This is a genomic window from Komagataeibacter europaeus LMG 18890, from assembly GCF_000285295.1.
Taxonomy (GTDB): domain Bacteria; phylum Pseudomonadota; class Alphaproteobacteria; order Acetobacterales; family Acetobacteraceae; genus Komagataeibacter; species Komagataeibacter europaeus.
Map to the genome: position 1 here is coordinate 1 of NZ_CADP01000084.1, position 11,701 is coordinate 11,701.

Sequence of the window (11,701 nt, forward strand, 5' to 3'; positions counted from 1 at the left end):
TCATAATCCCTTGGTCGGCGGTTCAAATCCGTCCACCGCTACCATCTGCGTTAGGATTGATTTTCCTTACATTTTCAGACTTTTCCGGGGTCATCATCCGCCCCCGTCGCGAGTTGTTTTAGCAATCCGCAATTCCCTGTTTAGCATTCTCCTGCTCTAAACGATAACGGGTGACCTTTGTTGCGGCGCTCTGTGCCCGACGTTTCTGGCTTGCTTCACCCATATATCGACTGACCATCATCTGCCCTGGTCAGGATCGTCCCGGCATTATGGCGGGGCATGGTATCCAGCAACTGCCTTTCCTGTTCATGCAGGGGGATCCAGATGCGTGTACTGGTCTTGAACCGGACAACATAAATCCCCTTCCCGTCGTAATCTGACCATTTCATCTTGATCAGATCACGCAGCCAACGGATTTCGTGATCACGCATCCGGGCGCGCCAGCAACACGACCGCCAACCGGACACTGATCGCCGAAGCCCTGACAGACATGTTCGTCCGCCTGTCCCGCCCCGGCGGCACCATCAACCCGGACGACCGGGTGGAAGCGATTGGCGCCAGCAGGCCGATCACGGGCGCCAACGCGGGCACCATAAGCTGCGCGGCGCGAGCCATGGCAGCGCCCAAATACGCGGTGGCGGATTTCCTGCGCGCAGACGAACCGGCCTACGACCCGTTCGGCCCTTGTCTGGCGCGTGAAGGCCGGAAGCGTCACGGTGAATTATTTCCCTGCTGATGTATCGTATGCCGATGATGCACGCGCCACAGTGCGCAACCCAGTCAGGTGCCGCACGTCAGACGCAGGGCGGCCAGACCCGCACCCTAACGACGACGCAAACCGAATTCGTCAGCGATTTTGGTGGAGATATCGCATGAAAAACATTTTTCTTCCTGCCGTGCTGTCCCTTCTGCCCGCATATGCGTTTGCGCAGTCGGTGCCGGACGGGCAGTCGTATCGGACTGCAGGGAACCCGAATAATATTGTCCGGTCTGCCGACACGGCTGACAGCGTTTCCACATGGATCGGGAAGAAGATGGACGTGCAGAATGGCACGGCCGTTTCTCCCACGCTGAAGGGGGGCGTCGAGATATCTGCCCCGTCGGACAGGCCAGGGGCAGCGGGCACCGCCATTCCCAACACATTCTGGGTTGATCGGTATTACAGCCCGAAAACATGGTTCATAACCACAAATACGACATGGACCGTATGTAGGTCGGGATGTGCCTATAAAAACCCCCTTGATGCGTGGAATGCGGCCCTGAACGCCAATTTTCTCAATGCCGCGATCCTGACGATCAGTATTGGCGATGGCATCTACAATCTCGACAATCAGTTTTTCACCAACGTCACGAAAACCGAGCATGTCCACATAGTTGGCGATACGGCCGCACCGGATAAGGTTGTCCTGAATTTCACCAAGACAAAGGGCAACAATCTGGGGGGATTTGCAGCCTATAATGGCGGGAAAATCGGCCTGATCAATGGCATGACAATCCAGTCACCCACTGACGGCACGGGTGCGCTGGCATCGACTGACAGATATGGTCGACACGTCTGGAACAGCCAGAGTTACGGTGCAGGAATCGCGGCCTACGGGGCTGGATCAAATATAGTCATAGGGTCCCACGTCATCATTCACGGCCTGTATTACAGTATGGTCGCGGATAATAATGGCGGGATCGATGCGCCACAGGGTGGTGTCGCCATGTCGCTCGCAGGGGACGTCAACGCCATGGCGCGCGGCGGCGGCGTAATCGTCTGCACGCCGTGTTCGGCAACCGACGCCAGCGATTATACCCATCCCGACAATACTCTTGGATCCAACTATGATGCCGAGCGTGGCGGTTCGCTCTACATCGACGGGTCCACCGGCTCAAAGTCGCTCATAACAGGTGTCGTGGGCCTGACCGGTGGCCATATCTGGGCGCATCATGTCACGCTCACCGGGTCGCTCATCCCGGCATCGGGACAGGGGGCGTGGATTACCGGAAATTCCTCGGCAGAGTTCACCGGTTGCAACATTTCGGGCTACAACATCGGCGTCAACGCCACGAACGGCGGTTATGCCAGCGTGGATACATGTAACATCCATAGGAATATCCAGGGCGGGATTGTGGCCGATGGCGGCCGCGTGACTGGCGCTTCCGCCATTATCACCGATAATACGACCTACGGCATACAGGCCCTGCATCAGGGGTCAGTCGTCATGTTCGGAACCTACGCCGGCATGAGGGCAAACGGCACGAACTTCTCCGCGCAGCCTGCAGGCGTCGAACATAGGTCAGGATCCGCCTATACCGCTTCCAGCATTGATGTGCAGTAACGGCGCGCCGCTGGCGGCGACGTCCCTACCGCAGCCTGTTCTGAAAAAGGCCACGTCGTGACCGGCACCAACATTCCCCGGTTGCCCGACATGTCCGTGCGCCTGCCAACCCGCCGTCAGGCTGTTGCCGCCATCTTCCCGTCCATCAATGGCTTCTACACTCCACGCCGACGCCATTCATATCCGGGCGGCATCAGCGCCCTCGCCTTTCAGGCAGGCGTGGCATCATCACGGCCTGACCGGCATAAAACCGTCACAGGTCCACATGCATCCACCCGCCCGGAATGCATGCTGTCGCAGCAGGGTTGGCATGCCCAAATGTTCCGATTTGGCAATGGCCGTCCCCATGATCATCGGATATACGTGGCGCGCCGTCATCCCAGCGGAGCCGCCATGGATCGCCTTCACAGCCGCACTGTCGGCATTTTCCTTGTCGCACTGTCCGCCGCGCTGTGGAGTACGGCGGGCCTGTTCGTGCGGATGAGCCATCTGGACACATGGACCATCGTGGCGTGGCGTTCGTTCTTTTCCTTCGTGACGCTCGGCGGGGCGGCCGTGGTGCTGTACCGGGGCGAACTGGGGCGGGTCATCATGCGGCAGGGGTGGCCGGGAGTTTTTGCCGTGGCCGTGTCGGTGGTGTCGGCCATCTGTTATGTCATGGCCCTGCGGATGACGACGGTGGCCAATGTCATGATCATCTATGCCGCCCTGCCCTTCATCACCACGGGCATTGCCTTCATCTGGCTGCGCGAACGGGTCACGGCACGTTTCCTTGTGGCGGGCAGCATCGCGATCGCGGGCATCGCCATCATGGGCCGGGCCGCGGCAAGCCCGCGCGACCTGCTGGGCCTTGGCGCCGCCGTGGTCATGACAACCGGTTTCGCAACGCAACTGGTGCAGGTGAAGCGGTATCCGTCGCTGGACATGACCATCATCATCACCCTGATGTCGGGGATCTGCATGCTGGTGGCCATTCCCTTCATGCAACCGGGTATCCCGCCGTTCCGGTCCATGCTGGCCTGCGCCCTGTTCGGCACCCTGACGATGGGGGTGGCGTATATGCTGCTGCTGAAGGGCGGGCGGCTGATTTCCTCGGGCGAGGCCGGGTTCATCTCGATGCTTGATGTTGCCCTGGCCCCGTTATGGGTCTGGTTCTTCTATGGCGAACGCCCGACCGGGACGGTCATGGGTGGGGGGGCCATCGTGCTGGGGGCGGTTGCGTGGTACCTGCTGACCAGTCGCGCACCCCGCGCCGCCAGCCCTGTCGCCAGCCCGACATGGGCCGGGTCCGACAGCCGCGAAACAACGCATTGACAAATAAGGAACGGAAGTCTCCGGGCGCTGCCTTTTTGCCAGAAACTTCTTTTGCGCCGTGGGGCATCCTACGGATCGGGCCTCACGTATCTTCGTTGCCGTAAAAGAAAACACACGGCCCGATCCGTTCCCGACATGATCAGTTGCCGCGATACGGGGCGGCGGCCCTGGGCAGGCCGTCCTCGATCGGCAGGGCCGGGTTACGGGACCATTCGTTCCACGATCCCATGTAGATCCGCAGCCGGCTGAAACCGGCGGATGCCAGCGCGACATAGGTATTGGCCGCCCGCGCGCCCTTGAAACAGTAGATGATGATGTCATCATCGGGCCGCAGGCCGCGACTGGCGGCAAGGGCGCGGATTTCGTCCGCGCCACGGAAGGCGGCATGGTTGTCGGTCACTTTCATGAAGTCATACCACTCGATCCACACCGCGCCCGGTATGCGTCCCTTGCGCGGGGCGAAATCCACGCCGTAGGGCGACGAGCTTTCACCCAGCCATTCCACCCGGTCACGGTTGTCCAGCAGCCTGACCGTGGATGAGCCCAGGGCGGCGCGCACGTCCTCGTACGTGGCCATGAGGGCGCTGTTGATCCGCAGCGGGAATGTGGTGCGCGCGGGCGTGACGGTTTCGGTCGTTAGCGCCCCGCCTTCCTTGCGCCAGGCGTTCAGCCCGCCATCCAGGATGCCGACAGCGGGATAGCCAAGGTAGCTGAGGATCCAGTACCCCCGGCATGACGCGCCATAGCGGGTATGCAGGGCGTCTTCGTAAACGATGGCGGTCTTTTTTCCATCCAGTCCGTAATCGGCAAACAGGTTGGCGAATGTCTGCTGCAGCGTGTGCAGGCCATCATGCGTTGTTTCCGCCAGATAGGTGAAGATGTCGGGCATGTTGACCGCGCCCGGAATATGGCCCGCGTCGAAATCCTTCCGGTCGCGCACATCGATCACGACCGCATCGCCACTGGCAAGCAGCTGGCGCACATCATCGGGCGAATGGAGAACTGTTGTCGGCATGACGGCTTCCTGCATGGTTCGGAACATGGTTCCAGCCCTATCAGAAACATGGCGGGCCTGCCCCCTGCCCCATGCAGGTTAGCCATCACCGGGGCGCAGGCGCGCATTGCCTTCACCGGGCAGGGCCCGCTTCAGGTATCAGGCAGGCCGCAAAGACGTCTGCCGGGAAAGCTTTTTTCGGAACGCTTCGGAAAACGCAGCCTTCTTGCAAGAAGGCTGCGCCCGGAAACCTCCGCTATCGTGAAATGCGCCCTCAGTTGGACAGGTCGGGAATGATGGACAGCAGGAAGTCCACCCCCGGCCCGATGGCGGCCACCGGCGTGCGTTCGTTCAGGCCATGCATGAAGTTTTCCGACGGCTTGATGAACAGCGGGCTGGCTTCATAGCTGGGCACGTTGTGGCTGCGGAACCACATGTTGTCCGACGCCCCCGCCTCCATGGACGGGATGACCGGCAGGCCGGGATAGACGCCATGAATCGCCTTGGTGACCGCATCAATGAATCCCGGGTTCATGGGGGAGGCATCGGTCGCGACCGACCCGGCCGAGACATCACGCACCTGCACGTTCGGGTCCGCAACCACCTTCTGCAGTTCGGCCTGGATGTCGGCCTTGGAATGGCCGGGGAAGATACGGCAGTTGATATTGGCCGTCGCCCGCTGCGGCAGGGCATTGAGCGCATGGCCCCCGTTCACCATCGTGGCGACGCAGGTCGTGCCGATCTTGCCCACCATGGACGGATCGACCGACAGGGTCGCAATCGCCTTTTTATCCGCCGGGTTGGCGGCGAACGCCTTCATCGCCGCACCCAGCCTGCCCGGTTCCAGCTTGGCCGCCCCTTCGAAATAGGCGCGGGTGATGTCGTTTTCCTCCGGTTTGAACTGGTATTTCTGGATACGCGACAGGGCCGCGGACAGTTCGGCAATCGCGTTGTCCGCGCGGGGTTCGGACGAATGACCACCGGGGTTGGTGACCGTCAGTTCATAATCGGCATAGGTCTTTTCCGCCGCCGCCCATGCGAAATATTCCGGCTTGCCGGTCTGTTCATTCAGCACGCCATCGGCGCCATCGACATTCAGCACCATGCCCGCATCGGACAGTTTGTCCGCCAGCGCCGCGCCGCTGCGCATGTCCGTTTCCTCATCACCGGAGAAGGCGAGGATGATCGTCCGCTTCGGCCTGTAGCCCTCGCGCCGCAATTCGATGAGGGAGGCAATCGCCAGCGTGTCATCCAGCTTCATGTCCGTGGCCCCGCGGCCGAACAGGTAGCCATTCTCCACCACCGGGGTAAAGGGATCACGCTTCCAGTCGGCGGGTTTCGCCTCCACCACGTCCATGTGGCCCAGCACCACCAGCGGCCTGAGCGACGGGTCGGTGCCATGCCACGTGGCGGTCATGTACATGGTTTTGCCGACCGGGACGATCTGGATGTCCTTTTTGGAAAAGCCACCGGCCACCAGCGCCTTGCTGAACAGCCTGGCCACGTCCGCCGTCCTGTCGCCCGGCCCGGCGACCGAACGCAGCGCAATCGCCTTTTCCGCAAGATCCAGCGCCTGGGCATCGGCCTGCGGGTGCGGCACCACATCGGCGTGCGCCATAGGGGGAAGCAGGGCCGGAAGGGCCGTAAAGGCAAGCAGGGCCATGACTTTGCGCATCAATCAGGTACTTTCCAAAATTATCATTTCGATAAAATAATGACATGGAACCGCCCCGCATGCCAGCCACCCGCCCCGTGGGTACCGGACACGCGATGGCGACGGGTACGCGCGCAAAATCCGGGCGCGGGCATGGCCGGGCGGGTCATCTGACCGGGCATGGCGGTTGCCATCATGCATTAAATGTCTGTCAGGTATGCATTAATTGTTGCATGCGCACATGCGTCATGCTGTTGTCTGACATGCGCATGGCGCAGCATTCTTTCCAATGGACGAAAGGTCTGACATGGATCGTTTCAAGACGATGCTTAGCGGTCGCACCAACATGCTGCTGGGCCAACTGAAACAGGAAATCGGCTACGCCACGGGCCTGCGGCGGCTGGAACGCCAGGGGATCGCGCAGGAAATGCGGGGCTTTTCCCAGACGGCCCGCCTGCACCGCATGGCGAGCATGGACCGGTCCGAACAGGGCTGAATACCCCACGCCCCATTCATGATGACAAACGCATAACCGCATCGCGCGCATGGAGGTTGCCGGGAAACCGGCAACCCGTACGATGGCCCCATTACCTTATCCAATCAGGAATGACGGCCATGAGCAAAGACCAGATCATCGACATGCCCTTCACCACGGACGCCATGAAGGCGGCCATTGAACGGCGCATCATCCAGGCCCCCGGCCTGTCCGATTCCCAGAAGCATGACCTCAGCGTGACCCTTGCCGGCCTTGATGCGGCGAAACTGGCCACGCTGGTTGAAACCGTACTGGGTCATGCCATTGAATCCGGCCCCGAAATCCTGCCGTACCTGCAGCGCCTGGGCCAGCGCGGCTGACAGGCCGTTCAGGACAACAGTGTCCGCGTGCCGCCTTTTCCCCGAAAGGCGGCGCTCCCTGCGTTATAACACACCCCACCCGATCCCCTGCCCCCACGGACAGCCATTACGCCACCATCTGGCCGGCGGCACATGCCCGTGCTGCCGGAACGGTCACGCACGGGCCTTCCACAATGCCGCCAGGCGGGCATGCAGGCGCGGATCGCTGGCGTAGATGTACAGCCCCCTCACCCCCCGTGTCATGAGCACGTTGATGGAATTGAGGATGATGCGTTCCATCACCGCCTGCGGGTCGGCCACCCCGTCCCGTCCGGTAAAGGCGGCACGGTCCTCGTACCGTGACGGGTCGATCACGATCCGGTCGGCAGCCGGGTCATAGGTCACGGAGGGGCCAAGGATGACACCCGCGTAATTCAGGTCGAACCCCTGTATGGTATAGACCGATCCCACTTCATCAATCGTATCCGGCCGTTCCGCCCATGGCAGCCGCGCCTGTGGCATGGCGCGGTCCCAGCGCAGGTGAAAGCGTCCCTCGGTAATGAAATGGTCATGCCCGTTCAGGGTATAGGGATAATCATACGTCGCCAGCATGCGGCACAGGCCGTACTGCGTGTTGCGCTGCCTTATGTCTTCATACATGGCCTGCGCATCGTCAAAGATGCGGAAGTCAAAGGGCTGCGGGGCCGGCAGGGGCAATAGCCTGCCATCGCGCAGCGCATGGATCCACGCCATGACATCCGCATGGGCATGCACGCGGAACTGCTGGTCCAGCCTGCGGGTCACCACCGGATAGCCCGCCACAAGCCGGGCCAGCGTGGCGTCGTTCCACAGGCTCTTGAACTTCAGCACCTGATACGCGTCGAATATGATGACCACGACATGGGCATGGCGGATGATTTCCGCCAGCTGGTTATCCTGCCGGAACCGGTTGTAGGGGTCGCTGCGGGTCAGCAGCAGGTGTGCCTCATCCACCAGTACGATGTCGGCGCGGCCGTCATGTGCCGACATCTGGTTGATGAAGGTGGTCGGGCGTTCGAAATCCTTCTTGCGCAGGCAGGATTCGGTTTCGGAAATGTTGCGGTACAGCTTGATCATTTCCGGGTGGTTGACCAGCAGCCAGTTGCGGCTGCCATGCAGCGGGTCGTGCGGGTCCCGTCCCCTTGCCGCATCCTGTATGGCGGTGAACAGGGAATTGAGCAGCAGGCTCTTTCCCGTGCCCGCGTCCCCTTCGATGATGAACAGCGCATGGTCATCCCCCCGGTGGGCGCGGCAGAAGGCCATGACCTCCGCCTTCAGCGCCTGCTGCCGGTCCGTCAGCGTCATGGTCGGGGCAAGACGCGCAAGCGCGCTGTCGGGGGCGTGGGAAATGGGGTCTGGCATGTCTGTCCCTTCTGGTGGTCCCCTTTTATGCCGCAGGGTGGCTGACCAGATATGTGAAATATGACGCAAGGGCATGTGTACCCTGTTGGTGTTCCTGCCCTGTCATGCGTTATATCATCCATGCACGCGCATACCGCGCATCATTCAGACAGGATTGCCCATAATGACCGACAAACCCACCGCCGCCGCACGCGAACACATGCACAAGCTGGCGGACAAGGGCCAGAAGGAACCCAAGCTGCTGACCAAGGAAGAAGTGATCGCACTGGGCCAGCACGTCGCCAAGGAACATGGCCGCGCCACCGAGGCCGAACATGAAATCGCCAGGAAGGCGCAGCACAACCCCGAAGGCATCACGGCAGCTGAAATCAAGACCCTGTGCAACCACGTCAAGGGCGAGCGCACGGCCCGCTAAGGGCGGGAACCGGGGAATGTCGGGCATGTATCCGGTATTCCCCGGTTCGCTTTTCTACCGACCGTTCAAATTGATAAATGGCAGGCTTCCCGGCGTCCCCTTTTTTCAGAAAGGCGGCGCGTCCCGAAGCTTCCTGCAGGATGTCCCGAACGCAGGCCTGTCAAACATCCCCTTACGATAAAGGCCGCTTTAAAAATAAAGACCATGGCCAGACGCTTTTTGGTGTTTTCCCATTAACGGGTTGTTGTGGAACAATTCCTTGGCCAGAATCCGGATACGGATCGACCGCCCCATCAGGTGGCGTGGACTGCATGATCCGCAGGCGACGTGATGGAACAGGTGACTGATGCGGCCTGTTGGGACGCCTCACGCATGCATGATCTTTTTTGCATATATAGAAACAGACTTATTCATTATATGGGATCGAACCTGCGGAAAAATAAGGAGTATTTTCCGCCGCCATGAATACCCGCACACGCTTTCCCATCTATTCCCTGTCCGAACGGGCCGTTGACCTGCTGGTGCATATCATTGGCGTGGCGGGGTTGGGGTATGGCGTGCTGTGGCTGGTGCGTACCGCCATGCTGTCCCATTCGGGGCTGGAAACCGGGGTGACGCTGCTGTACTGCGGGGCGATACTGGCGACGTGCCTGTCTTCGGCAGCCTATAATTTCTGCCCGTCATGCTGGCTCAAGGGCGGGCTGCAGCGTGTTGACCAGTCCGTGATCTTCGTCGCCATCGCCGCGACCTATACGCCTTTCATCCTGCTGGGTGGCCATGGCAGGGGCAGCGTGTGGTTCTGCGCCCTGTTATGGGCCATGGCCGGGACGGGGGTGCTGGCCAAGATGTGTTTCTTCACGTGGTCACGCCGCTTTCACGTCGTGCCCTATCTGTGTGTTGCGTGGGTTTTCTTCCTGTGCCCCGATCCGTTGGTCTGGACGCTGCCGACACCTGTCTTTTTCCTGATCGTGCTGGGGCTGGTGTTCTTCTGTATCGGCGTTGTGTTCTACATGCGTGAAAACATGCCGTTTTCCAACGCGCTGTGGCATGTGATGGTCGTTCTGGGAGCTGGCACGCACATGGCCGCCGTGGGGTCCATGCTGCTGCACTACAGCCGGGGGCCGATGCGGGGCTTCTAAGCGCGGCACGTATTCCTTGCACCAGATGTCGTAGCTTCCTTCCCTAAAGGCCTGGTTCAAAAAGCGACCTGAACGATTTTCCGCACAACCCTGCGGACATGGGCGATGATCGGTCGGGGGGGATGAAATCATCGCCTCCCCCCTGCTGAGGCGACGGTAGCGACCGAGCCAGACAGTAAAAAGAATGGCCGCGAGACGACGCGCCGCAGCATCCGTGCGCGGGGAGGCGGTCCAGACGCCGCCTGCGTGGCATCAGTCGGGCGATCAGGAGATACGCAGGTCACCGCGCCGGTACTGCGTACGGTGTGATTTCAGTCCGGCCATCATGACCTCATCATGTTGTCACATGGCCATGAATCATAGCCGACTGAAATCACTCAATGCATTTTCGGTCAGACACTTGGATCGAAAATGGTTTCCCGTTGTCATCCTGTATTATTTTCTGTCTTTTTCAGTAGGAAGGTTTTTATAGTCGTAAGTCATGCTATCCGAATGCAGGACATGATCATGAATTCTGACATCTGAAATAGAATCTGGATTTACGGTATATCCCATCATATCAAGCAAAATGAATTTATTCATAACTTCGGTATAGTAACCATCATTATTTCGCATTTCTTCGGCCATCTGGCAATATTTTTTACTTTTATCCAGCATGAATACTGGAACCCTATATTGAGCATAACCACCATATTGAAGCCCATGGCCAACATTGATGATTTCTGCATGATCAGATGTATATAGCAAGGCATAATCTTTAAGCTCTGCATCTGCCATATTGATAATCTGATTTAGGTTTCGTGGACAAAGGTTGACAGTAACGTCCATGATTGATTCAAAGCTGCCTTTTGGAGGCGTTGTTGGGCGAGCGAATTGGGCTTTCGGACGAGGAATGGGCCATCATCGGGGCGCTGCTTCCGCCTGAGAGGGGTCGTGGCTGCCGTCCTGCGCAAGACAATCGTCTGTATTTCGAAGGCATGATGTGGATTGCCCGAACCGGATCGCAGTGGCGCCACCTGCCTGATGATTATGGCAAGTGGAACAGCGTGTTCCGACGCTACCGACGATGGGTGACGACAGGCGTGTTCGATGCGATGCTCGAAACCTTGGCTGAAATGGTCGAGCGGGATACCACTGCCGACATGATCGACAGCACGGTGGTCCGGGCACATCATTGTGCTATCGGTATAAAAAAGGGACACAGGAAACCGAGGCGCTTGGCCGATCGCGCGGTGGTTTCACCACCAAACTGCACGCCCGATGCGACGCCAGGGGACGCCCTCTCGGTTTTGTCCTGACGCCGGGACAGACCCACGATATTCAGGGTTTCGGCCCGCTGTTCCGCATGATCGCTGACAAGATCGAGGCGTTACTGGCAGACAAAGGTTACGATGCCGACCTCATTCGCGAGGAACTTGCCAAGGCCGAAATCGAAGCCGTCATCCCGAGCAAAAGCAACCGTCGCAATCCTGTACCTCATGATAAAACCAAATATCGCTGGCGCAATCTCGTCGAGCGCCTGTTCAACAAACTCAAGAACTGGCGACGCGTTGCCACCCGATATGACAAAACCAAGGAATCATATCTTGGCTTCGTCAGTCTCGTGTCAGCACTCCAGTGGATACC

The 11,701-nt window shown here is 59.6% G+C and carries 11 protein-coding genes and 2 pseudogenes; 9 read left to right on the forward strand and 4 right to left on the reverse strand.

The window, feature by feature from the left end; all coding sequences use genetic code 11:
* The first annotated feature begins 490 nt into the window (after positions 1-490).
* The 4 genes and pseudogenes from GEU01_RS26410 to GEU01_RS16485 all read left to right on the forward strand — a co-directional run bounded on the left by GEU01_RS26410 (position 491) and on the right by GEU01_RS16485 (position 3,638).
* Positions 491-736 (forward strand): hypothetical protein, encoded by a 246-nt coding sequence (locus GEU01_RS26410; RefSeq protein ID WP_019086948.1) that lies wholly within the window; start codon positions 491-493, stop codon positions 734-736.
* Positions 737-872: 136 nt separating this feature from the next.
* The gene (locus GEU01_RS16480) at positions 873-2,324 is read left to right on the forward strand and encodes a right-handed parallel beta-helix repeat-containing protein (RefSeq protein ID WP_042710907.1); all 1,452 of its coding nucleotides are present in this window, start codon (positions 873-875) and stop codon (positions 2,322-2,324) included.
* Positions 2,325-2,432: 108 nt separating this feature from the next.
* Positions 2,433-2,549, forward strand: a pseudogene (locus GEU01_RS26960) (IS3 family transposase); the annotation flags it as partial.
* Between the two features lie 168 nt (positions 2,550-2,717).
* Positions 2,718-3,638 (forward strand): DMT family transporter, encoded by a 921-nt coding sequence (locus tag GEU01_RS16485; protein ID WP_232272587.1) that lies wholly within the window; start codon positions 2,718-2,720, stop codon positions 3,636-3,638.
* A 139-nt stretch (positions 3,639-3,777) separates the two neighbouring features.
* Here the strand turns inward: GEU01_RS16485 and GEU01_RS16490 are convergent, their stop codons facing one another.
* Together GEU01_RS16490 and GEU01_RS16495 are read right to left on the reverse strand one after the other, a co-directional pair.
* Positions 3,778-4,680: a sulfurtransferase gene (locus tag GEU01_RS16490; RefSeq protein WP_019086951.1), complete on the reverse strand. Its 903-nt coding sequence runs from the start codon at positions 4,678-4,680 to the stop codon at positions 3,778-3,780.
* A gap of 226 nt (positions 4,681-4,906) precedes the next feature.
* Positions 4,907-6,307: a M20/M25/M40 family metallo-hydrolase gene (locus GEU01_RS16495; protein ID WP_019086952.1), complete on the reverse strand. Its 1,401-nt coding sequence runs from the start codon at positions 6,305-6,307 to the stop codon at positions 4,907-4,909.
* A 286-nt stretch (positions 6,308-6,593) separates the two neighbouring features.
* Between GEU01_RS16495 and GEU01_RS16505 the strand changes: the two genes are divergently transcribed.
* Both GEU01_RS16505 and GEU01_RS16510 read left to right on the forward strand, forming a co-directional pair.
* Entirely contained in the window at positions 6,594-6,782 is a 189-nt protein-coding gene (locus tag GEU01_RS16505) for a CsbD family protein (protein WP_232272586.1), read from the forward strand.
* A 119-nt stretch (positions 6,783-6,901) separates the two neighbouring features.
* On the forward strand, positions 6,902-7,141 hold the full coding sequence (locus tag GEU01_RS16510) for a hypothetical protein (RefSeq protein WP_010507993.1): 240 nt from the start codon (positions 6,902-6,904) through the stop codon (positions 7,139-7,141).
* 153 nt (positions 7,142-7,294) lie between these two features.
* Here the strand turns inward: GEU01_RS16510 and GEU01_RS16515 are convergent, their stop codons facing one another.
* Positions 7,295-8,521, reverse strand: a complete 1,227-nt coding sequence (locus GEU01_RS16515; protein ID WP_019086956.1) for a DUF2075 domain-containing protein — start codon at positions 8,519-8,521, stop codon at positions 7,295-7,297.
* A 163-nt stretch (positions 8,522-8,684) separates the two neighbouring features.
* Between GEU01_RS16515 and GEU01_RS16520 the strand changes: the two genes are divergently transcribed.
* Positions 8,685-8,936, forward strand: a complete 252-nt coding sequence (locus GEU01_RS16520) for a hypothetical protein (protein ID WP_019086957.1) — start codon at positions 8,685-8,687, stop codon at positions 8,934-8,936.
* Between the two features lie 461 nt (positions 8,937-9,397).
* Entirely contained in the window at positions 9,398-10,075 is a 678-nt protein-coding gene (gene trhA / locus GEU01_RS16525; protein WP_010507988.1) for a PAQR family membrane homeostasis protein TrhA, read from the forward strand.
* A gap of 435 nt (positions 10,076-10,510) precedes the next feature.
* On the opposite strand, the gene GEU01_RS23045 is transcribed toward trhA, so the two are convergent.
* A complete protein-coding gene (locus GEU01_RS23045; RefSeq protein WP_042710908.1) occupies positions 10,511-10,903 on the reverse strand; it encodes an alkaline phosphatase family protein in 393 nt (130 codons plus the stop codon).
* A 32-nt stretch (positions 10,904-10,935) separates the two neighbouring features.
* Between GEU01_RS23045 and GEU01_RS26965 the strand changes: the two are divergent.
* Positions 10,936-11,701, forward strand: a pseudogene (locus GEU01_RS26965) (IS5 family transposase); the annotation flags it as partial.